This is a genomic window from Pseudoalteromonas sp. TAP-3C (genome assembly GCF_059888565.1).
On record NZ_CM187618.1, the window covers coordinates 511,556 to 534,667 of the forward strand.

General features: G+C 39.8%; 21 protein-coding genes. 9 read left to right on the forward strand and 12 right to left on the reverse strand.

The genetic code is table 11. From position 1 onward, the window contains the following. Positions 1 to 20 precede the first annotated feature (20 nt). Together AC6H44_RS02360 and AC6H44_RS02365 are read right to left on the reverse strand one after the other, a co-directional pair. Entirely contained in the window at positions 21 to 1,226 is a 1,206-nt protein-coding gene (locus AC6H44_RS02360; RefSeq protein ID WP_500735106.1) for an IS4 family transposase, read from the reverse strand. Between the two features lie 132 nt (positions 1,227 to 1,358). Then, positions 1,359 to 2,501, reverse strand: a complete 1,143-nt coding sequence (locus AC6H44_RS02365; RefSeq protein ID WP_500737261.1) for an alkene reductase — start codon at positions 2,499 to 2,501, stop codon at positions 1,359 to 1,361. A gap of 84 nt (positions 2,502 to 2,585) precedes the next feature. Between AC6H44_RS02365 and AC6H44_RS02370 the strand changes: the two genes are divergently transcribed. Together AC6H44_RS02370 and AC6H44_RS02375 are read left to right on the forward strand one after the other, a co-directional pair. After that, a complete protein-coding gene (locus tag AC6H44_RS02370; protein WP_500737262.1) occupies positions 2,586 to 3,503 on the forward strand; it encodes a LysR substrate-binding domain-containing protein in 918 nt (305 codons plus the stop codon). A gap of 223 nt (positions 3,504 to 3,726) precedes the next feature. Further along, positions 3,727 to 4,134, forward strand: a complete 408-nt coding sequence (locus tag AC6H44_RS02375) for a nucleotide triphosphate diphosphatase NUDT15 (RefSeq protein WP_500737263.1) — start codon at positions 3,727 to 3,729, stop codon at positions 4,132 to 4,134. On the opposite strand, the gene AC6H44_RS02380 is transcribed toward AC6H44_RS02375, so the two are convergent. After that, entirely contained in the window at positions 4,123 to 5,127 is a 1,005-nt protein-coding gene (locus AC6H44_RS02380) for an AraC family transcriptional regulator (RefSeq protein WP_500737265.1), read from the reverse strand. The two genes, AC6H44_RS02375 and AC6H44_RS02380, sit on opposite strands and share 12 nt — an antisense overlap. 45 nt (positions 5,128 to 5,172) lie before the next feature. Here AC6H44_RS02380 and AC6H44_RS02385 point away from each other — a divergent pair, with 45 nt between their 5' ends. Together AC6H44_RS02385 and AC6H44_RS02390 are read left to right on the forward strand one after the other, a co-directional pair. After that, positions 5,173 to 5,667: an SRPBCC family protein gene (locus tag AC6H44_RS02385; protein WP_500737266.1), complete on the forward strand. Its 495-nt coding sequence runs from the start codon at positions 5,173 to 5,175 to the stop codon at positions 5,665 to 5,667. Then, positions 5,664 to 6,488: a sterol desaturase family protein gene (locus AC6H44_RS02390; protein ID WP_500737267.1), complete on the forward strand. Its 825-nt coding sequence runs from the start codon at positions 5,664 to 5,666 to the stop codon at positions 6,486 to 6,488. The genes AC6H44_RS02385 and AC6H44_RS02390 overlap by 4 nt, the downstream gene beginning before the upstream one ends. 70 nt (positions 6,489 to 6,558) lie before the next feature. On the opposite strand, the gene AC6H44_RS02395 is transcribed toward AC6H44_RS02390, so the two are convergent. The 3 genes from AC6H44_RS02395 to AC6H44_RS02405 all read right to left on the reverse strand — a co-directional run bounded on the left by AC6H44_RS02395 (position 6,559) and on the right by AC6H44_RS02405 (position 9,577). Beyond that, positions 6,559 to 8,748 (reverse strand): fasciclin domain-containing protein, encoded by a 2,190-nt coding sequence (locus tag AC6H44_RS02395; protein ID WP_500737269.1) that lies wholly within the window; start codon positions 8,746 to 8,748, stop codon positions 6,559 to 6,561. Positions 8,749 to 8,891: 143 nt separating this feature from the next. After that, positions 8,892 to 9,275, reverse strand: a complete 384-nt coding sequence (locus tag AC6H44_RS02400) for a hypothetical protein (RefSeq protein WP_500737270.1) — start codon at positions 9,273 to 9,275, stop codon at positions 8,892 to 8,894. Further along, positions 9,272 to 9,577, reverse strand: coding sequence for a hypothetical protein (locus AC6H44_RS02405; protein WP_500737272.1), 306 nt, complete (start codon positions 9,575 to 9,577; stop codon positions 9,272 to 9,274). The genes AC6H44_RS02400 and AC6H44_RS02405 overlap by 4 nt, the downstream gene beginning before the upstream one ends. A gap of 271 nt (positions 9,578 to 9,848) precedes the next feature. Between AC6H44_RS02405 and AC6H44_RS02410 the strand changes: the two genes are divergently transcribed. Then, the gene (locus AC6H44_RS02410) at positions 9,849 to 10,268 is read left to right on the forward strand and encodes a VOC family protein (RefSeq protein WP_500737273.1); all 420 of its coding nucleotides are present in this window, start codon (positions 9,849 to 9,851) and stop codon (positions 10,266 to 10,268) included. Positions 10,269 to 10,293: 25 nt separating this feature from the next. On the opposite strand, the gene AC6H44_RS02415 is transcribed toward AC6H44_RS02410, so the two are convergent. Next, a complete protein-coding gene (locus AC6H44_RS02415) occupies positions 10,294 to 11,787 on the reverse strand; it encodes a sensor domain-containing diguanylate cyclase (protein ID WP_500737274.1) in 1,494 nt (497 codons plus the stop codon). Positions 11,788 to 11,993: 206 nt separating this feature from the next. Beyond that, positions 11,994 to 12,872: an AraC family transcriptional regulator gene (locus tag AC6H44_RS02420; RefSeq protein ID WP_500737275.1), complete on the reverse strand. Its 879-nt coding sequence runs from the start codon at positions 12,870 to 12,872 to the stop codon at positions 11,994 to 11,996. Positions 12,873 to 13,056: 184 nt separating this feature from the next. On the opposite strand from AC6H44_RS02420, the gene AC6H44_RS02425 reads away from it, so the two are divergent. Next, a complete protein-coding gene (locus AC6H44_RS02425; RefSeq protein WP_500737276.1) occupies positions 13,057 to 14,202 on the forward strand; it encodes an iron-containing alcohol dehydrogenase in 1,146 nt (381 codons plus the stop codon). Between the two features lie 105 nt (positions 14,203 to 14,307). Here the strand turns inward: AC6H44_RS02425 and AC6H44_RS02430 are convergent, their stop codons facing one another. Then, positions 14,308 to 16,977 carry a nitrate/nitrite transporter gene (locus tag AC6H44_RS02430; protein WP_500737277.1) on the reverse strand — a complete coding sequence of 890 codons (2,670 nt, stop codon included), beginning with the start codon at positions 16,975 to 16,977 and terminating at the stop codon, positions 14,308 to 14,310. A 313-nt stretch (positions 16,978 to 17,290) separates the two neighbouring features. Between AC6H44_RS02430 and AC6H44_RS02435 the strand changes: the two genes are divergently transcribed. Next, positions 17,291 to 18,493 carry an NnrS family protein gene (locus AC6H44_RS02435; RefSeq protein WP_500737279.1) on the forward strand — a complete coding sequence of 401 codons (1,203 nt, stop codon included), beginning with the start codon at positions 17,291 to 17,293 and terminating at the stop codon, positions 18,491 to 18,493. A 69-nt stretch (positions 18,494 to 18,562) separates the two neighbouring features. Here the strand turns inward: AC6H44_RS02435 and AC6H44_RS02440 are convergent, their stop codons facing one another. Together AC6H44_RS02440 and norR are read right to left on the reverse strand one after the other, a co-directional pair. Next, positions 18,563 to 18,964, reverse strand: a complete 402-nt coding sequence (locus AC6H44_RS02440; RefSeq protein ID WP_500737280.1) for a YbaN family protein — start codon at positions 18,962 to 18,964, stop codon at positions 18,563 to 18,565. Then, a complete protein-coding gene (gene norR, locus AC6H44_RS02445; RefSeq protein WP_500737282.1) occupies positions 18,964 to 20,505 on the reverse strand; it encodes a nitric oxide reductase transcriptional regulator NorR in 1,542 nt (513 codons plus the stop codon). Before norR ends, AC6H44_RS02440 begins: the two co-directional genes overlap by 1 nt. Positions 20,506 to 20,693: 188 nt before the next feature. Here norR and AC6H44_RS02450 point away from each other — a divergent pair, with 188 nt between their 5' ends. Beyond that, positions 20,694 to 21,233: a hemerythrin domain-containing protein gene (locus tag AC6H44_RS02450; protein WP_500737284.1), complete on the forward strand. Its 540-nt coding sequence runs from the start codon at positions 20,694 to 20,696 to the stop codon at positions 21,231 to 21,233. Between the two features lie 88 nt (positions 21,234 to 21,321). Here the strand turns inward: AC6H44_RS02450 and ubiT are convergent, their stop codons facing one another. After that, on the reverse strand, positions 21,322 to 21,846 hold the full coding sequence (ubiT, locus tag AC6H44_RS02455; protein ID WP_500737286.1) for a ubiquinone anaerobic biosynthesis accessory factor UbiT: 525 nt from the start codon (positions 21,844 to 21,846) through the stop codon (positions 21,322 to 21,324). A gap of 252 nt (positions 21,847 to 22,098) precedes the next feature. Here ubiT and ubiU point away from each other — a divergent pair, with 252 nt between their 5' ends. Continuing rightward, positions 22,099 to 23,106, forward strand: a complete 1,008-nt coding sequence (gene ubiU, locus AC6H44_RS02460; RefSeq protein ID WP_500737288.1) for a ubiquinone anaerobic biosynthesis protein UbiU — start codon at positions 22,099 to 22,101, stop codon at positions 23,104 to 23,106. Positions 23,107 to 23,112: the final 6 nt, after the last annotated feature.

Consider the following 23,112-nt stretch of genomic DNA (forward strand, 5'->3'; position numbering starts at 1 on the left):
CCTGAGAGATCCCCACGAATTTAGCCTAAATTATCAATTTGTATAGTCAGAAGTGACAACTGGCTATACACATAAATAATGAACTGCCCATCAGGCTCATACCTAGGATCATCAACCACTTCTTTGCCAAGATAAATATAGGACAATACTCGTCGTTTTTTCTCTGTATTCGCTTGTAATGCCGCATCCCCTTGTTGTGCCGACACGGTGTACCCTATGCACCATAAGACAAACAACATTAACGCCGCTATGAGCAATAAATTATCAAACCTTTCTGCGCTTCTTGAATTTGCAAAGGCTAAACTAATGCCAAGTTTTGCATTCTTAGTGTCTCTGAAACTTTCTTCTATTTGCATACGTTGTTTATATAAAGTCACAATCCGTTGAGGCTTATCTGTAAATTGTGTAGGTAAATTAAACACAAGTAGCCAAGGCTCTTTGGCCTTTTGTTGTTGGTATTTAACCGTTGTACATTGAGATTGCCCACCCCGTTTTTTGATTTTTTTACGTCCCTTGTTTTTCCCTCTAAACAAAACACCTTGGCACGCGAAACGAACTGTTTTTCCGTAGTAAATCTGTGTCAGAAGGTGTGGTTTATCTGTTGCTTGCTCAAACCATGATTTACAATTTCGCCATGTCTCAAGGTCGCTAGATAAGGTCACATTGCCTCTGACGCGCCCAAGCCAATACCAGCCTTTATCTTCTATGGCTTTAAACCATGGCGTTCTAAAAATAGCATCAGATAAAATAATAGGCTGACAATCTGCAGGTAAACACTGTGCCAAGCTATCGAGTAAGTGTTGATGAGCCGCTTCGGTATTTAATTCGCTTTCAGGATACACTTTTTCATAGAGCGTTAACGCTCTTCCCCCCATTGGTATGCTTGCCCTGAGCACTTGAAATATTTCGCCGCCATTAATAGGTGACCAGTCAACGATAATAAGTGGGTGTTGTTGCTGGCCTACTAAGCATTCGGTCATATGTTCATAGAAACAAAGACGTTCTTGATGCAGGTTAGCATTACCAATCAAACGGTCTGCGCGTTTAATATCATGTTTTTTATCGGTATTAGAAAATGATTTTAATCCGCGGCCTAGGTAAGTGACAGTAACGCGCTGGTCACGCAAGCCTGAGTTAACAAACGTAAAGACTGTATTTAAACGTGTTTTATGAATTTCAGGGTAGGCAATGGCAATATCTTTGTGTAATATTTCGGTGGCTTTCATGATTATGAGTGAGTTTTTTTATAGTGAAAAAATTTGATCACAAATAATCATGAGAGTCTACCATTAATTTTTATTTTGTGGGGATTCGTCAGCTTTAAAACTAATTTATTAAGGCCATCCATGGCCTGTTGGTTAATCGTTTTTGTAGTAAGGGTAGTCACTGTAGCCAATCTCTGTGCCACCATACATAGTGCTGGTATCGGCTTCATTTAATGGCCATTGATTTTTTATGCGCGCTGGTAAATCAGGATTTGCAATAAAAGGGCGGCCGAAGGCAAACAAATCACCGTAGCCTTTAGCTAACATCGCCACAGATTTATCAACCGTATACTTACCAGCGTAGATGATCCGTCCAGAAAATTGTGCGCGTGCCGCTTGATAAAATTGCTCGGGTAAATCAGGGGCGTTATCCCAATCAGCTTCAGCAATTGATAAGTAAGCAATCCCTGCTTGCTCAAGCACTTTAATTGCTTCAATGTAAGTATGGTGAGGGTTTGATTCTACAAGCCCTAAATAAACGCGGGTTTCATCGGTACTGCTAAACAAGGGCGCAAAACGAACCCCTAAACGCTCAGCGCCTACTACGTCACTGACTGCCGCGACAATTTCTTTTAAAAAGCGCAGACGATTAGTAAGAGAACCGCCGTATTCATCATCTCGTTTATTGCTATGCTCAGAAATAAACTGATTCACTAAATAGCCATTAGCGCAATGCAGTTCTACACCATCAAACCCAGCTTCTAGCGCATTACGAGCGGCTTGAGCATACATGCCAACAAGCTCTTTTACTTCATCGGTTGTTAAAGCTTGAGGCTCACTAGGGTCGGCTAAAGCGCCTTGGCTTGGCCCTGTTTCTATAAATACTTTAACACTATCAGCTGCTATCGCTGAGGGAGCAACAGGTTTTGCTTTATTAGGTTGTAAACTGGTATGCGACACACGGCCTACGTGCCAAAGCTGGGCAAATATAATTCCACCTTCTGCATGTACTGCAGTCGTTACTTTTTTCCAGCCTGCGATTTGTTCAGCCGAATGAATACCGGGTGTCCAAGCGTACCCTTGTCCTCTTGGTTCAATTTGAGTGCCCTCGGTAACCATAAAACCAGCACTGGCACGCTGTGCATAATAAGTGGCCATCACTTCATTAGGAATATTGCCAGGAACTGTGCTGCGTGAACGAGTCAGTGGTGGCATAACAATGCGGTTTTTAAGTGTGTATGGGCCTAAATTAATTGTTGAAAATAGACTGTCGATATTTTTACTTAGTTGACTCATTTTATACCTTTTTTAAATTAATAATGCGCTGATTACTTTGCGCTAATAACAATGCTGGTGAGCATAGAGATTAAAAGTTACAATTTGAAACAACACTTTTTTGTTTTAGATACAATTATGAATGGTATTGCTAGGCTAGATATAAAGCAGTTGCGCGTTTTAAGTACGCTACTTAAATTAAAAAATGTATCGCAGGTAGCACAAAAAATGGGATTAACCCAGCAAGCAATTAGTGAGCAGCTGAGAAAATTGCGCGATTTATTTGATGATAGGCTATTTATACGCCAGGGCAATACCATGTTGCCAACGCCAAAAGCGCTCACACTTGAGATACCTATTAATCAAATATTGAGCCAATTAGATGCCTTATTGGTGCCGCAGCAGTTTTCCCCCAAAAGCTACAAAGGCATTTTTACTATTAGCGCAACAGACTATGCGATTGCCGCACTTTTACCTCAGTTATTGGCAATAACACGCCGTGAAGCACCGGATTTAAAGTTGATCGTTCGTGATTTTGCATCCGATAACGTTAATCAGTTGATCAGCGCAGGAGAGCTTGATTTACTTATTAGCTTTGTTGAATTTATTCCTGATAATTTAGTCTATGAGACATTATTTGAAGAGCAGCATATTTGTATTGCAGGAGCGCATGCGCCTACTTCCTCATTGCCTTTAAGTTTGGCTGAGGTTGCGAGCAGGGCGCAGTTAGTGGTGTCGGCATCTAGAGCAAACTTACGTGGCTCTCACGATCGCTGGTTTGCTGATAAAGGTTACAAGCGAAATATTGTTATGTCAGTACCTGGGTTTTCATCAGTGCCTGATTTACTCAATACTACGGATTTAATTGCGTTTTACCCATCACGGCTATTACCAAATGCGAAGGTAAAGCCGCTTGAGATTGAGTTATTACCGCCGCCATTTAAGGTGATTGCTGCATGGCATCCGCGTTCAAATAACAGCGATATTCATCAATGGTTAATTACACAGTTAAAACGTATTTAAAGCTTGTATTCACCTGACATAAAGGCTCCTGAGCAAAATTTAATATAACTTTATTTAAAACTAAGCGCTTTTTATCAGGAGTGATATTCGACTATGGTCGGTTGAATAATGAACGGGTTGTGTGGTTTTTAGCTAACACAGTGGTTTATAAAGAACTAACAACTAGTTTGATGACTTAAATGAGGTAACATATAAAAATGATGAACTATTAAATGTGATAATAATGAGTCAAGTTGTCAGAGTAGGCGTTGCAGTGATAGTAATGCATGATAATAAAATTTTACTCGGTGAGCGTATAGGTGCGCATGGTGCAAATACCTGGGCAACCCCTGGGGGGCATTTAGAATTTGGTGAAACGGTTGAGCAATGTGCAGTGCGTGAAGTCGTAGAAGAGACAGGGCTTACTGTTACTAATATTCGTAAACTCGATTTTACCAACGATATTTTTAGCGCCGAAAATAAGCACTATATTACTTTATATGTGCAGGCAAAATATGAAGGTGGCGAGCCTGTAAATAAAGAGCCACACAAATGTTTACAGTGGCGTTGGTGCGATATTAATGACTTGCCAACACCTTTGTTTTTATCGTTACGCCATTTTTTAAACGATACTGATTTGCTAAGTCAGTGAGTGCTTTTTTATATAGTTGCGTGGGTTGATGTGATACCAGCGTTTAAAAGCACGATTGAATGAGCTCTGGTCGTTAAAACCCAACATAAATGCAATTGTGTTTAAAGGGTATTGATTAATGTAAAGTGGTAAACGTCGTTTTTGCTCTGCTTCAAGCAGTGCAGAAAAGGTGGTTTGTTCTTTTTTTAGATAGCGCTGTGCTGTGCGCGGCGTCATATTTAAAGCACTAGCCGTTATGATCAGTGAACAGTCCTGCAAGTCGTATTTAGCCATTAAAATATGATTAATTTTTTCTGTTAATAATTGCTGACTTTTAAACTGGGATAGCTGTTGCTCTGACATTTGCTTAAGCACAGCGTTAATCTGGGAGTTATCGGTTTTAAAAGGTAAGGTTAAGTAACTACTTGGAAACTCTATTTGATTAAAGCTAGCGCCAACTTTTACTGGACAATTAAACCACTGCGCTAATTGTTGTAACTCACTGTTTGAGAAATGTGCTGAAAAATAAACGCAACTAGGCGAAAGCTGAGGATTAAGTAGTTGGCGTACAACACTTACCCACGCGGTCATATTTCGTAATACGGCCTGTGAGCTGCACTGCGGATCGGCTAACCAAGTTACCTTGCAAAATGTTTGTTGCTGTGCAAACTCAGCACGGCCTATGTTAGCCACTAGGCTGTCGTAATTAAGCAATGCAGTAATAGCGCTGGCTAGATTAGTACTCGATTCAATTAAATACCCAAGTACACCAAAATCAGCGGTACGTATTTGTTTTCCTAATTCAAACCCAAATAAGGAGTCATTTAACGTTTGCTGTGCATAACTAAGCAACGCATTATAGCTTTTTAAACTAATACGCGGCGCCAATTGTTGTGGCTGTTTATTGGAATACTCGTTAAATTCAATAGCAGTTAAAACCGCATGGCTAGCTAAACCTCTGGTTTCAAGGTAATCCAAACAGCTAGAAAAGTAATGATCGGCTAAGGTTTTCATTTGTCGCCTAAAGCTAAAAAATAGTCATCTAATCGCAAGTTTGCCATGCAATATTTTTATATGCTAGTGATCCATAAAATTAGTATTAAACACACAATGATTAAGGTAAACGTTAAAAAGAGAGTAGCAGCAACGCCTGAACAATTACGCACCTTATTATTAGCGCATGCTGATTTGGGGCGCTTTTTTAATGCGCAGTTTAAAGTGTTAACACCGCAAGACTCGGGTGAAATAAGTGGCGGAAAAGGCACCATTAGAGAAATAAAAATGCAAGGTACAACATTTAAAGAGCAAATAATAACGGCCGATAATAGCCACATTAGTTACCGTATTTTAGGGGATAAACCCGTTGCACAGCATCGTGGTGATATTTACTTAAATACCAATAACGAAGAGCCATCGCTCACTGAGGTTAATTACCATATTCGTTGCATTGCACCTTTTTGGTTACCTGATTTTATACTGGCTTTTTTTATAAAAAAAGATGTTAGCCAAGCAGTTAAAAAAATAGCCAGCTATTTTCAGGAGCAAACGCCATGAGCATTGAAATTATTTTATTGGCGCTGAGCCCTATTTTTTTGCTGTTTGTAGGGTTTGAGTTTATAAAATTCAGACGTTACTACGCTATAAAAGACAGCTTAGCCAACGCGTTACTTGCTTTATTACATCAAGGAGCCGATGCCATTGCGTTATTATTATTAATGCCGTTTTTTTATTGGCTGTATCAGTTTCGACTATTTGATATTGAATTAACAGTATTTACTGTATTAGGCGCTTTTTTACTGCAAGACTTTTTATACTATTGGTTTCATCGTGCATCACACCATATTCATTGGTTATGGGCCGCTCATGTCGTACATCATAGTTCTACTAAAATGAACTTTACCACGGCATTTAGGCAAAGTTTAATGTATCCGCTGGCGGGAATGTGGCTATTTTGGTTGCCGATGATATTAATAGGCTTTGAGCCTGTGATTGTTTTTGCTGTGGTGGCACTTAATTTGGCTTATCAATTTTTTGTACACACGCAAGTGGTAAAAAAGCTCGGTTGGTTTGAAGCATTATTTAATACCCCATCGCATCATCGGGTGCACCACGCTATAAATAATGGCTACTTAGATAAAAACTTTGCTGGTGTTTTAATTATTTGGGATAAATTATTTGGCACTTACGTCGAAGAGGATGAAAACAAACCCTGTAAATACGGCATTATTGGTCAACTACACAGTAATAACCCGATTAAAATTACCTTTCATCAGTGGCAGTATTTATTTAAAAGTACTTACAGGGCAAAGGGATTAAAAGCAAAGTTAAAAGTAGTCTTTGGTTACCCAACAAGCTCCCAAGGTATTAATAAGTAAGCCTATTTTTTATATAAAAAAGCCAGGAGCAAATAGTATCACTCCTGGCTTATCTCACAGTAAAATTTAATTATTTGGCCGTTGTGATCACTGTATCAATTAAGTGTACAACGCCATTGCTAGTGTAAATATCAGTGGTTGCTACATTGCTGCCAGCGACTTGTAGTGATGTAGCCGGTAAGCTTACTTGCCACCAAATATCGTTCACAGCTTGACCATTATTTTGACCTGCTGCCGTATCACCTGAGAAGGTATATAAAGGGCGGCCAAGGTAAGCGACTTGCATGCTGTCATCTGAGCGAGCAATCAATGATAAACCCGGAATATTTTCAATAGACGCCGCAGTGCCGAGCACGGGTGGCCACGTTGTTTCACAAGCTGCTTCACATACACTCATTGCCTCGCCTAAGTCGTTATCAAATACGTAGAGCGTTTTACCAGGCATTGCATCGGCCATTCCCGTTACTAATCTGCCATTGGTTACATCATAAGCTACGCTGTCTGTTACTGTATTTTCGGTGCTGGTAAAATCTACTACGTTTACGCTTAACATATTCTCAGCAAGTGTAGTGACCATTTTACCATTGGCTGCAAATGCATCGGTACTTCCAACTTGAGCGCCTAATACATGTTGAGTTAGAACACCTGTTAGTGCAGCGGTGTCAGCTAATAAAGCATTTAAATCAGCGGTAGGAATTTTACTAAATGCCGCATTTGTTGGTGCAAATACCGTAAATGATTGAGTGGTATCGTTGAACGTATCAACTAATCCTGCCGCTTGCAGTGCCGTGACTAGTGTTGACAATGCGGGTGTTTCTGTAGCAACGGTAGCAATAGTTTTAGTCGGTGTGCCTACTTCAGCCGGTGGCATAATCACTTTGTTTAATACATGAATAACGCCATTGCTAGCGGTTACATTTGCCTCTGTGATTGCCGAGTCATTGATAAATAGCGAGCTATTTACATAAGAAATAGCAGCCATGTCGCCATTGGCCATTTCTACTTTGTTACTATTGCTATTAGCAATGGTTACTGCATCATCAGATAAAACAGTGGCGTCAGGGAATACATGGTAAAGCAAAATATTACGAAGCGTATCTGTATCAGCTAACAGCGCATTAATTGTATCCTGACCGAGCGCTGCAAATGCATCATCTGTAGGAGCAAATACACTAAAAGTATTATCTGGATCAGCAACCAACGTATCTAAGCCTGTTGCCGTTAGTGCAGCAAGAAGCGTAGTAAAGTTACCATTAGCACTTGTTATATCAGCAATTGTTCCTGCACTTTGCGGTAAATTTACATCAGAAATAATAACCGAATCGATTACATGGATAACACCGTTAGAAGTCATAATATCTTTAACAGTGATGTTTGCACCGCCAAACGACAACCTATTTGTATCTGCGTTTATCGTGATTGGAAGTGTATTGCCTAATAGTGTTTCAGCTGATTGGCCATTTAAAGACATTGCAGTGACTGAATCAACTGACCCGACAAGCACATGCTGCTTTAAAACATCCCCTAAAACGGTAGGGTTAGCAAGCAGTGTATTTAAAAAACCACTACCAATTGCTTCAAATGCAGCGTCGGTTGGAGCAAAAACGGTGAACTCTTTCGACGTATCCGCCAGTGCGGATGTTAAGCCTGCAGCGTCAAGAGCGGCAAGCAAAGTACTAAAGTCGCCTGCTTGTTGAGCTGTTTCAATAATATTGTTGGTTGGTGCTGTCTCTGACACTGTTTTGGGTGTGAGTACTGCGTCAATAACATGAATAATACCGTTGTCGGTTTTAATGTCGGTCATTGTTACTGTACTGGTATTAACTAATAAGCTTTCACCATTTAAAGACAAAGCAATGCTTTGTCCGTTTACTGTTTCAACGGTTGACCCTGCCAAGCTAATTGCTGCTTGTGCATCTACTCTGCCTGAGATCACATGGTAAGTTAAAATTGAGCTTAGAGTGTCAGGATCAGCTAATAAATTATTGATTGTTTCTTCACCTAGTAACGCAAACGCATCATCGGTAGGAGCAAAAACGGTGTAGCTGTTAGTTAAATCATCGAGGGTTTCATCTAGACCTGTTGCTTCTAAAGCTGCAACAAGGGTGGTGAATTCTCCAGAACCTTGGGCGGCATCAAAAACAGAAACGGCTGGTTGTGGATCTACAATTACAGGGGCGTTGTTATCGTCGTCGCTACTACAACCTTGAATGAGTAACAAGGGAAGTATGATAGCACCGAGCTTAAATACTTTATTCATAATTTTTCCTTTAATAGAATGTTACAGTGTTACAGACTTGTGAGCATTACGAGGCGGCAGGTATTGTTGATCAAAAAAACAAGTATTATTTTTGTACTAATTAATAGATGTAAGATTTTATTGAATTTTTATTCAAGTAAACTTTAAACGTTGGGTTTTTTACTTCGAGGTGCGCCGAGCAGGATAAAAATATGACAAATACATACCGATAAAAATGCACTTATTCCTAAAGCACCACCAAAACCATCAAGAATGGGCACCAAATAAATAAAAAATAGTGAGAATATAATTGCTGAACTAGCAAGCGTATAAACACCAAAGCGATGTGGGGCACTCATGCCGATAAAGGTGCCGCCAAAAAACACCACACTATATAGCTCAGCGTTAAGGCTTAATTGTGCAAATATTAAATACGCAATAATTGAGAGTGCAGCTGAGGCTCTTATAGCATCAAAGCGATTATGCTTTGCCAAATAAAAAGTTAAAAATGCACCTAACAATGCAGGCAATGGATAAGCAATAGTCATATTATTAACCCTTTGGCCAACATAAATATAGCGACACTGGCGAACGCAATGCTGCCTAGTCGCCCGCCAAATCCTGCAAATACGTTAATGGTGAATGTATATAAAATTGCGCCAATAGCAGAAATAATGGCGATTTCCCAGTAGTTATTAATCAAGCTGGTGGAGCACATACCGGCAAAACTACCTGCATAAATTGAGGCATAAGGATGGTTTTTGTAATGTGCAGGAAAGGGAATAAACGAACCAATAAGTCCAGTTAAAGCTGCAGACACAACGATAGGTAATGCTAATGTAGTATGCATTACAAAACACGATAAGCAGCCGATAAAAAAGGTGATGAATTTTAAAAAAATGAATTTAGTCATAGCACGCACATCATAAAGGTTCAATTTTAGCTTTAGTAGTTAAAATTGCTAAAATCGATATATCACCGCTAAAAAGAGGGATTAAAGTTGTCATAATTAATTGTACGCAATGAATGACTAAAAATAACGCGGTTAATGTTCTATAAATTGTAAATTATGTATAATGTGGCATATTTCATATATTAAAAGTTATAACCTAAGGTAATTTATGTCTAACTGTTTACATTTGGCTATCCCAGCTGGCGATCTTGAAAAAGCAAAAGTGTTTTACTGTGATTTACTTGGTTGTAAAACGGGCAATAGTGAAGCAGGACGGTGGGTAGATATTGATTTTTGGGGTAACGAGTTAACGCTTCACCAAAGCACAGAGCGCTTACCTACAGTTCGTCATGATGTTGATATGGGCGCTGTAGCGGTACCGCACTTTGGCATTCATTTATCAGAAAGCGAGTTTCAAGGTTTAAAACAACGCATTGCCGATGCCGGCCTTGAATATTTAGATAAGCCTTACCGCCGTTTTGTGGGTGATGAATTTGAGCAAGAAACGTTTTTTATTGAAGATCCCAACGGTAACGTACTTGAAATGAAAACCATGGTTAACCCTGAAGTCTTATTTAAAAAAAGTTAATTGTTTGAGCTAGTCGCCGACTAGCTCATTTTTTTAGGGCTTGTAATTTTTTTTGATACATCGCTTCATCACCGGCCTTCAAAAGTACATCTAAGTTTTCAGGTGGCTGAGTATAACTTGTTTGCCCAACACTGGCATAGATGGGGATTGTATGACCTTGATATTCTATGGTTAACCGGTTTAATTGCTGTTCAAGGGTGGTAACTCGCTGGTTAATTTTTTCGTTGCTAGTAAATAATGCCATAACCACAAATTCATCTCCGCCTAAGCGTCCAACCGCGTCCTCACTGCGTATATGCTGACTAATTGACTCTGCTACTTTACACAGTACTTGGTCACCGACATCGTGTCCGTAAGTATCATTAATGGCTTTAAAGCGATCTAAATCTATAAATAAAAAACACAACACGCCGCCAAGTTGTTTATGTTGAGCAAGTAACTCATTTGCTTTTAAACTCCAACCACGACGATTGTATATATGGCATAAATGATCAAAGTTGGCCTGTTGTTCAGCCTCCTTTTTTGCATAGCTGAGCCGTTGAATTCGCCGACCTACTGCAATGGCTAATAATAAGGATTCAATGGTAAACGCAATGACAAATCCATAGCGTTGAATAAATGGGCTATAGTCAGTCAATAGCACTCTAAAAATCATACTGATAAACACACAACTTAAGGCCACAAATACTAAACTGGCTTCATTGACGCCGTTTTTTGTTTGAATGGCGCTGAGCATAAAAATAGTCATAACAATAAATAATGATAAATAGCCCATTACCGCAGAAGTAATATTAGTGATAAGTGGTAGGTCGAGCGCTATTTTTTGTAAGCAAAGAGTAAGTACACACAAGGCTGTGACTTTCAATGTGTTGCTCAGCTTTAAAAAGTACTCAGGAAGCTCCAATATTGCGCTCATAAACCAGGTAGCGCTGACAATAGTTAAGCCAATACTTAAAATATAAAGATGGCTAACAAACTTAGAAAAGTGTCGTTCAGTGAATAAATAGGGTTGCCCTTCTTGAAAGAAAATAAAGCTGGCAATACAAAAAAGGTAGACACCATAGAGTTTAAAAATAGAATCTTTTATGCCATAACCAATTATTAAAACATAAAAAATAAGCGTTGCGCATAATCCATAAAATATTCCAAAAATTAGATTATAAAACTGAATTTTTTCAATAAACTGCTGTGAACCTAGCCAAGTAAACCGGGGGTTATAGCTGGCTGTAGTGGTTAAAGTTAGCTTTGCATTAAAGCGGCCTTGCTCCATTAAAATTGCCATTTGATTTGTTTTTAGAGGGGCTTTTAAAACGTCATTTTGTTGCCACGAAAAGCTTTCAAGCGCAGGGCGGGTAAACGTAAAAACACCGCTTTGGTTCAGCACACATACCAATTCAAATTGGTTAATGCCTTTTTTTAGCTTTATATCTGCTGCGACACCTTGAGATAAAGGGGTTGAAACATTATCTGTGGTAGATTTTAAACTGCAGCTATCTTTTGCAAAAACGGCACCACTCATTACCAAAACAATAACAGCGAATACAACGCCGATTATCCTATTATATAGGATGGGTGCAGGTAAATGGTTCTTCGTTTTTGCAATGGTATTAAGCATAATTGGGGTATAAAAGTAGCAATTACTTTATATTACCAAAGCTCTTTAGCTTTACTAGCTAATATTAGTATTAAAGTTTGATATAGCGCAGCGTTGAGTCAATGTTATTTTTATAACTTTATTTTACTAGGGGTTTTATTAAAGTGGCGCTTAAACTCACGGCTAAATTGTGAGGCACTGGTGTAGCCTACCTTAAAAGCAGCCTCGTTTGCTTTACTACCAGAGGTGGTTATTAACTCTTTTGCTTTAACCAAGCGTACTTTTTTTAAGTATTGTAATGGCGATTCAAAGGTGATTTGTTTAAAGGCGCGATGAAAAGATGACACGCTCATATTTACTTCTTCGGCTAAGTGCTCAACGGTAATCGGGCTTGCGTAATCACTATGTAATGTCGATAAAGTACGTGCTATTCGAGCGTAATGCCCGTCGTGCATTGCAAGCCCTATTAAAGTGTGCCCTTGAGGGCCGCACAATACTCGATATACCAACTCTTTAACTATATCATCACCAAAAATATCAGCCTCAAGTGGCTGGTTTAATACAGTTAATAGCCGATAAATAACTTTCTCCATAGCTAAATCTAAAGTGGCAGTTTGCACGGCTGCGCTATGAGTTAAAGGTGAGGAAACCAGTTTATGCTGCATCATTTGATTAACTAGCGTGTGCAACATAGCTGGGTTTATATCAATCGCTATTCCCATTACCGGTAAATCATTGTCAGTAAACGCTTCACATTCTAATGGTACCGGAACACCCAACACTAAATAATCACCTGCACCATATTTTATCTGGTGTTCAGGAAAGTGAATTATTTTATGTCCTTGACCAACAATAATAATGCCAGAGTTATAAATAAGCGGCTGGCGCGGTGAGCTTTTGCTGGCGCGATGAAAGTATACCCCAGAAATAATAGTTTCCATGGTGCCTTCAAAACTGAGTAATTGATTATGCTCAGCGTATTGTTGTAATAATGTGGCAATACTTCGCATCAGTGTGGCTCAAATTAATAGTATTTAGTATAAAATACCAACCTTGGTAGTTTTAGGCAATTTTTTGCTAGTTATTAGGCTTTTTATATCTCTTTATTGCCATTATTATGCATTTACTAAAGCTTTATTTGTTTATCATTTAATAAAGCTATCAGCAATTAACCGTCCCATCAGGAGCGAAATAATGAAATTTAGCTATGTAAATCCCACTTTAATTCAATTTGGTCAGCAACAAATTGCCGCACTTAGTGACTTGATCGCAAAAGATCAAAAAGTATTAGTTGTTTATGGCGGCGGCTCAATTAAAAAAAATGGTGTGTACGACCAAGTTGCTGCTGCACTTAAAGGGTTTGATTGGGTGGAATTCTCGGGCGTGGGTGCTAACCCAACAATTGAAGTACTTGATCAAGCGGTGAAAATTTGTAAAGAACAAGATATCGACTTTGTATTAGGTGTAGGTGGCGGTTCTGTAATAGACGGCGTTAAATACATTGCGGCTTCTGCAGTATACGATGGCGAAGGTTGGGACATTCCTACTGGTAAGCATACAATTACCAGCGCATTACCAATCGGTGCCGTTTTAACTTTGCCTGCTACAGGTTCTGAGTCAAATCAAAACTCAGTGGTGAGTAAAGAAGCCACTAAAGAAAAACTGCCGTTTGCCTCACCAAAAGTATTGCCAAAATTTGCCATTATGGACCCAGATGTAATGAAAACATTACCTCAGCGCCAGCTTGTAAATGGCTTAGTTGATGCGTGGGTGCATACTTGTGAGCAATACCTTACGTTCCCTGAAGGCGCATTGGTTCAAGAAGGTTACGCAGAGGCACTGTTAAAAGCGCTTAAAACACTCGGCGATAATTTTGCAAACCAAGACGATGCATGGCGTGCAAACCTTATGTGGGCCGCTAACCAAGCACTTAATGGCTTAATTGGTTCTGGTGTTTCACAAGATTGGGCCACTCACATGATTGGTCATGAGCTCACTGCTGCATACGGTGTTGACCATGCCCGTTCACTCGCGATTGTTCAGCCTTCTTTACTACGCCACCAATTTGCAGTTAAAAAAGCAAAACTAGAACAAATGGGTACAAACGTATTTGGCCTTGAGCAAACAGACAATTTAGCAGAGCAAACAATTCAAGCCATTGAAGCGTTTTACCACAGCTTAGATGTAGCAACACAGCTAACTGAGCATGGCAATGAAAAAGCCGCAGCGATTGATAACATTATCGGTAAACTTGAAGCGCATGGCATGCTTGCCCTTGGTGAAAACCAAGCGATTACCTTAAAAGAAAGCCGTGAGATTTTAGAGCAAGCTGTTGCTTAATTTGTAAAAATTCAAATAGCATAATCCAGCTTAATGACCAACAGTACAGTAAAAGCCTCGACTAATCTGTGAATTATCGAGGCTTTTCAGTTTTACTAAATAAGCTTAGCAAGGATCTGGAGCATTTTCACGTGAATAGAACCACCATGTAACGACGCTGCAAATAGCATAGAAAACAATGAACGCTATTAACGCCGCAGATACGCTGCCCGTCATATTAATAGATGAACCATAAGCTTTAGGGATAAAAAAACCTCCATAGGCTGCAAAGGCAGAAATAAATCCAATTACTGCTGCCGATTCTTTATTACCCTGTTTAATTGCTTCATCAGTCTCTCCAAGTTCACGCTTGCGTTGATTTAAGAAAATCACCGGAACCATTCTGAACGTCGAGCCATTACCAATACCGGTTGCGATAAACAGCAACATAAATGCCCCAAAGAAGCCCCAGAAATCCCCCTCAGTGCCAGCCTCTGGCAAGAAGCACATTACACCAACAACACCAACGATCATCAGTAAAAAGTTCCAAAAGGTAACTCGTGCACCGCCTAATTTATCTGCAATAATACCACCTACGGGACGTGCTAATGCACCAACTAACGGACCAAGGAATGCATAAGCGGTAGGGTCCACTTTCGGGAACAACATACCTGATAACAACGGAAAGCCTGCGGCAAAGCCTATAAAGCTGCCAAAAGTGCCTAAATAAAGAATACACATAATCCAGTTATGCGAACGCTTAAAAATTACAGCCTGATCACTAAACGATGCTTTTGCAGAAGAAATATCATTCATACCAAACCACGCCGCTACCGAGGCGATGATAATAAATGGGATCCACAAGAAAGCTGCATTTTGCAGCCACACCAGCTGGCCTGCATTTGCACCTTCTTGAATAACCAGCGGGTCGCCGCCCATGCCACCAAATACACTCGCAGCAATAATTAACGGTGCTAATAACTGCATGCCAGACACACCTAAGTTACCTAACCCCGCATTCATACCCAGTGCGCCACCTTTTTCTTTTTGTGGATAAAAAAAGCTGATGTTGGACATACTAGAAGAAAAGTTACCGCCACCAAAGCCGCATAATAATGCAAGGATCAACATCACCGTGTATGACGTTTCCGTGTTTTGAATAGCAAAGCCAATCCAGATACACGGCACTAGTAGTGACGCGGTGGATATTGCGGTCCAGCGCCGGCCACCAAATATCGGCACCATAAAACTGTAGAATATTCTAAAGGTAGCACCCGATAGCGCTGGTAAGGCTGCTAACCAAAATAGTTCATTTGAACTATAAGGAAAACCAAGCCCTGGCATTTTTACTACTAAAATACTCCAGATAGTCCATACCGCAAATGCCAAAAACAAATTAGGGATCGAGATCCATAAGTTACGAGTAGCAATACGTTTCCCTTTTTCGGCCCAAAAGGTTTGCTCTTCCGGACGCCAATCATCCAATACCATTGAATTAGGAGTTGATAGTTCAGGCAAATCCTGTTCTTGGCGATCTTCTCGTAGTTCAACTCGTTCAGCTCTGATAATGGCAAAATGCATCCAAGCAAGTCCGGCACTCGCAATCACAAATAACAGCATAAAGCTGCTTTGCCAAACGCCGATCACATCATTTAGCATGCCAAAAGTTAATGGGAGTAAAAAACCACCAAGGCCACCAATCATGCCAACGACACCACCTACAGCCCCCACATTTTTTGGATAGTAAACTGGGATATGTTTAAATACAGCCGCTTTACCTAGTGACATAAAAAAGCCCAGAGCGAAAGTAAGAAAAACAAACCCAACTAAGGTGATTTCAAAATGGAAATTATAAGTTTGATTAACACCTTTAACCGCATACTCAGTGCTTGGGTAGCTTAATAAGAAGGTGCAAATAACGGATGCGATAAATGTCCAATACATCACTCTACGTGCACCGTATTTATCTGACATCCAGCCACCTAAGATACGAAATAGCGACGCAGGTATAGTATATAAAGCAGCAATCATACCGGCTGTTTTAATATCAAGTTGATAAACACCAATTAAATAATGCGGCAACCATAAAGCCAACGATACAAAAGCACCAAACACAAAAAAGTAATAAAGTGAGAAACGCCAAACGCGTACATCAGCCAATGGGGACAGTTGTTGCCAAAACCCTTGTTGCTGTAACTGCTGACGATTTTCTTTTAATGGATCTTCTTTTGCTAACAAAAGAAACATAATCCCAGCAATTGCCAACACAATTGCATAGATTTGCGCAGTTCCTTGCCAGCCAAGTGCTATCAGCAAAAACGGAGCACAAAAATTGGTGACCGCAGAGCCGACATTACCCGCACCAAAAATCCCCAGTGCGGTGCCTTGCTTTTCTTTTGCATCATTAAACCATGCTGCGGTATACGTCACACCAACGATAAATGACCCACCAGCCAAGCCAACGCCTAATGCCGCGACCAACAACATCGTGTAGCTATTTGCAAAAGTGAGTAAAAATACACAACCTGCGGTTAATAACATTAACAGCGCTAAGACTTTACGACCACCGTAACGGTCGGTCCAGATCCCAAGAAATAATCGGCTAATTGACCCCGTTAAAATCGGGGTTGCCATCAATAAACCTAACTGAGTATCCGTTAAGTTAAAGTCAGTTTTTATCTGAATACCAATGATTGAAAAGATGGTCCAAACCGCAAAACAAAGCGTAAACGCTAATGTCGAAAAAACGAGCGCTCTGTTACGTTGGCCACCTGTCACAGACAAGGGTTGGTTCATGCAAGACCTCCAGTTAGATCTATTAAATTAGATAGCCAAACTTTACTATTATGCGTAATAAAATGCTTTACTATCAAAAAGCTATAAATAACAAAAAGAACTGGGTAATGCCACTTTAAGGGTAGTTGCTATAACTGTTTAATGCCTTGTAAAGTAAAGGAGTGTACCAATTAATGAGTAATTATTTGCAGTTAAAAAAACAATAGTAACAACGAAGGGGTAATAGCTTGTTTTCAAAGCTAGATGAGTCGATTTTCCAGTAAAGACACGATATATTGTATTGAGATACCCTAATAATTAAGTAGTAACCACGATGCAAATCACAGACAGACAAAAAGAAGAGCAGTTAATCCCCATTTTGCGACAAGCTTTTAGACCCCTGTTTTTATTGGGGGCAGGGTTTAGCGCACTGGCTATTTTATTGTGGGGCTTAACCCTCGCTGGAAAAATCAACTTACCAGTGTATGGTAATAGTATATTTTGGCACAGCCATGAAATGTTATTTGGTTTTGTTGTTGCTATTGTATTGGGTTTTTTACTTACCGCCGTACAAAACTGGACCGGGCATAGAGCGCCGCATGGTAACATTTTATTGATCCTGTGTGTTTTATGGGGAGCAGCAAGACTCTGCTTTTTGTTTGGTAGCCAACTGCCTTGGTGGTTTGTCGTTGTCGTTGATATCAGTCTTTTACCTGTTGCAGCTTTTTTATTTGGGCGCATGGTACTGAAGGTCAAGCAAACGCGAAATTTATTCTTTGTACCAATCTTATTGTTACTGACAGTCTGTAATTTGCAAATGCATTATGGACTACATTTTCAACACTATTATATGCAACTGCTGGGTGCTTATAATACGGTATTTTTGATAACTATATTAATGGCAATTATTGGCGGGCGAGTGATGCCAATGTTTACTGCCAATGGCACAATGACTGCTAAAGTGCAGCCCATTTTATGGCTAGAGCGTATTACACTAGTAAGTTTATGGCTTATTTTTGTCGTTCACTTTTTGAATCTTCATATTCATTTACCAAATTTAGTTATGGCATTTTTATTTGCTGTTGCTGCATTAGCTACTAGCATTCGAGGAGCGCGATGGAAAATATGGCTCACTTGGCAAGTTCCTTTACTATGGTCACTGCACATCGCTTATTGGTTTATTCCGATAGGGATGGCGTTATTTTCTCTGCATTATGTCGGATTTCAATTAACCCAAAGCATTGCTATTCACGCACTAACTGCCGGTGCTATGGGTGGTATGATCCTCAGTATGATAGCCCGTGTATCTTTGGGACATAGTGGTCGGCCACTTCAACTTAAGTTAATTATGGTGGGTGCTTTTTTACTGATTATTTTAGCTGCATTAATGCGCGTATTCTTAGCCTGGTTAGTGCCCGAGATGATCAGTAAATGGTTTATGTTTAGCACATTAAGCTGGGTTTTGGCTTATGGTATTTATGTAGTTGTTTATTTTAATGTACTAACTACACCACGTGCAGACGGTAACCTAGGTTAAGTTAGGATAGTATTAAGCTGCTGGCTAAGTACACAAAAGCCAGTAGCATGCTAAATGAAGCATAAGTCCTTATGATAGGTTTTTATTATGATTAGTTACAAAGCTACGACGTGTTACTAACCAAATGCTGATTATTATTAACATAACAGCAACTCCCCCTTTTAACCAATAAGATAATTGCGGAACAAACCGCCATAACGCGGCATAGCTAGTTGCTATCATTGTTAAGGCGATTATTTTAGAGCGAGGTTTAATTACTCTATTATCACGCCAAGCTTGTATATCTGCTCCATATTTAGGGTGATTTATTAGGTAGGTCTCAAGTTGTAACCAACCTTTGTTAGCAGCCCATAGAGCTGCAATCAAAAACGGGACTGTTGGCATAATAGGTAAAGCAATGCCTATAACCGCTAATAAAATAAACAGTACCGCAAGTATGCGCCAAAACAAGGTCCTCAGTAGAGAAGACATTATTTCATTCCTAGTCTAACTGCCATTTTGTGCAAGTTGCTAGCATCTAATTGCAAATCTTTAGCGGCTTGGCTCCAGCGATTGTTATGACGACTTAGTGCGGCAGTGATCATTTTTCGTTGCGTATACTCCACCGCTTCTTTCATTGAGATACCTCGTGTAGTTAACTCATTGACAATTTCAGCTGCATTGGTAGCTTCAGCATTGGAAAGTGGTAATTGTACTTCTAAATCTAGCATCTGCGGTTCAATCGTTGCAATGTCTGTTTTTTCAACGCCATGGCTAAGCAGTTTTATTGCGGCACGACTTATTGCATGTTCTAGTTCACGTACATTACCTGGCCACTGATATTGTTGTATTGCCAGCTCTGACTCTGGCGATAAACGCAGAGCGCGAAGCCCTAAACGAGTCCGGTTAAGTTCAAGAAAGTAACCAGCCAAAATAGAGATATCTTCCTCGCGTTCACGCAGCGGTGGAATAGGTAATGGATATACAGACAGACGATGATATAAATCAGCTCTGAAGGTTTCATTACCAACCTGTTGCCGCAAGTTACGGTTAGTTGCTGTGATTAATCGAACATCGACTTTACGGTACTTGTCTGAACCCAGTTGCTGAATTTCACCATTTTGCAATACACGAAGCAGCTTAGCCTGTATGGATAAAGGTAACTCTCCTACTTCATCTAAAAACAAAGTACCGCCATGGGCGGCCTCAAAACGTCCAGCGCGCTCTCCAATTGCGCCGGAAAAGGCGCCTTTTACATGGCCAAAAAGCTCACTTTCTGCCAGTGATTCAGGTAACGCTGCACAGTTAACATAAATAAGCGCTTTATCGCTGCGCTGAGATAATAAATGCAATTGGCGAGCAAAAAGCTCTTTACCGACACCTGTTTCTCCTAGCAATAACACAGGTAAATCGGTACTTGCAACGACTCGCAATTCTTTTAATACATTCTTAATAACTTTACTCTGACCTATGATTTCTGAGTCATCGCTTTCGTATCTTCCAGCTTGAGGTATAACATGTTGCTGCCCTTGTCGTAATGCTCTGACATTTTGTTCTAACTGGCCAATACGAATAGCGGTTTCAACAAATAAACTAAACGTCTGTAATTGAAGTATCGTATCGTCGCTAAAAGTCCCTGGTTGCAGTGCATCTAATGTTAGTACGCCCCAGCATTTATTTTCTAAATACAGGCTAATCCCCATACAGTCATGAACTGCTAGCGCGGTGTCTGGTTTCTCGAAAAGAAGACCATCATAAGGATCGGGTAATGGACAGTCATATGCAAATCTAATGGCACTACGCGACGCCAGTAAAGTTGCTAATCGTGGATGCTGAGCGACCATAAAACGACGGCCAAGCGCCTCTTTAACAAGGCCTTGCATAGCTATCGGTTGAAGTGCGCCATTATCTAATTTAAGTAACACCACTGCACCGCAATGAAAATGGTGGCGCAATGTGTTAACTACATTTTGTAACCGAATCGCTGCAGGCTGCTCGGTGAGCATATCTGCTAAAAGGCTTGCTTGTAACATGGTTAAATTGACTTTATAGGTTAAAAATACCCTTAATTAATTGGGTTGATAGTACCTTATTACCTTGTAGAGTCAATAATCACGAGGGGGTAGAACTTGGCTCAGTTGTTGCACTTAGCAACAACAGAAAGAGTATTAACCGTGACATAACGATGGTTAGTTTGAAGTTAGTTAATAGGAGTTACCTTATGAATAATTTAAATGAACGTTTACACCTAGCTAAACAGCAATGGCAAGATGCGCCTGTCCAAAAATTAATAGAATATATTTACACACGCTTTCATCAGCGCCATCGTGAGCAACTACCTGAATTAAAACATTTAGCGATGCGTGTTGAACAAGCCCATAGTGATCACGAAAAGGTCCCTAATGGTTTAGCTACCCACCTTGATAATATGCTGCAAGCGCTTGAAAGCCATATGATGAAGGAAGAACAAATTCTCTTTCCTATGTTATCGCGAGGCATTTATCCTAGTGGTCCTATTTCAGTCATGGAAGAAGAGCATCTGCAACATGAAAATGAAATTAATAAAATAAATGAGCTGACTAATAATTTAATCTTACCTGATGGAGCTTGTGGTACATGGACATTACTCTATAGCGGATTAAAAGAGTTGCAAGACGATTTACATGAACATATTCATTTAGAAAATAATGTATTGTTTGTTGAGCAAAAAATCGAGGTACCAGCACATGGAAAAGACTTTTGCTGTGGTTCATGTCAATAAATAGACTGTAAATCTCTATGCATAACCATTTATTTACTATGTGGTTATGCAATATTTTTACTTGGTATCAACAGTTAAATATGCGTACCTAGCGGTTTTTAAGAGTATTGGGTTCTTCATATTTTTGTAATAAACGACTGTGCAGTTGATTAATAAAGTTTATTGCCATTGGTAGTCGTTCAACCTCAAGGTTTTCCAGAGTTGACTTGATCAATAAGCCCAGTTCAGTTTCCCCACTAAGGTGTAAACGACGATTAAAAAACAACATATCTGGATCTGCTTCACCTGCGGCTAACAAACTAAAATCATTAAATTTACCAGTAAAGGTGACACTTTGTTGTGCTTGAGATTGCACAATAAAACCTTGTTGATTGCAGCTAATAAACCAGCAATGTTGTAAATCACTGATCTCAAGCTTTAGCCATTTTTTTTGTAAGTAATCAAGCTGGCCATTGGCTAATTCGTCTCTAAAGATGCGATTTAGTAATTGCGCTAAGCTAGTATTTACAAGAAAGCTAGGTAATAGCTTTAAAAGATGAGCCGTACAACGGGGGATATTGTTAACAGCTGTTGTTATTGCCTGTTCTTTATACTCATTGAAATATATGGTCATTATTTAATCCTTATGCCAAATACGGTTAAATTAGCGTTGCTAAGGTCACTTCATTTTATTCTAAATCAATTAATACTCTACTAATGCAAAATTACCACTAAGGTTTTTAGTGCTATTTCTTTGGAGATAGGGTTTTTTGTGAAATGACAATTACTAGGTAAGGGGTCGCATCATGTTGTAAAAGTTAATCTAGATCAAAGTTTTCTTATTAGCTAAAACTATGCTTATTGCTCTTTTTAAACGGAGCTAAGTATGGAACTTCTTTGCCCTGCGGGCAGTTTTAAATCGCTTAAAATGGCTATTGAACATGGAGCCGATGCCGTGTACATAGGTTTTAGCGATCAAACCAATGCGCGTAATTTTGCCGGATTAAATTTTTCAGATCAGCAATTACAACAGGCCGTGCAGTACGTTCATGCCCATAACAAACGGTTACATATTGCAATTAACACCTTTGCTCATCCTAATCAGGCCAAACGCTGGCAAAATGCAGTCGATAAAGCGGTTGCCTTAGGAGCTGATGTACTGATTATGGCTGATTTATCAGTATTAGCGTATTGCGCCAAACATTATCCTCATGTTGAGCTTCATGCATCGGTGCAAGTCTCAGCAACAAATGCAGGGGCTATCGATTTTTTACAACAACAATTTAATGTTACCCGCGTGGTATTGCCACGGGTGTTATCAATTCATCAAATTCGCCAACTCGCCCGTACAACTAATATAGAGCTTGAAGTATTTGCCTATGGCAGTTTATGTATTATGGCCGAAGGGCGGTGTTATTTATCGTCGTATTTAACCGCTGAATCTCCCAATACTGCAGGAGTCTGTTCACCGGCTAAATTTGTTGATTATCAAACGCAAAATGACAACAACCAACAGATATTAGAAAGCCGTTTAAATGGGGTGCTAATCGATCGCTTTGCAGAGCATGAACACGCAGGCTATCCCACATTATGCAAAGGGCGTTTTGCCATAGATGACGAGCTGTATCATGTACTCGAAGAACCCACCTCGCTCAATAGTATGGAGCTACTCCCTGAATTATATAGCTTAGGCGTCAAAGCAATAAAAATTGAAGGCCGCCAACGCAGTCCCGTTTACGTTCGCGATATCACCAAAACTTGGCGAAGTGCGATAGACGCTTGCTGTGCTCAACCACAACACTTTAACCCTACTGAAGCGATGAAAAGCTGCTTAAGTGCATACAGCGAAGGATCTCAAACGACGCTCGGTGCTTATCATAAACAATGGAAATAGGAGTAT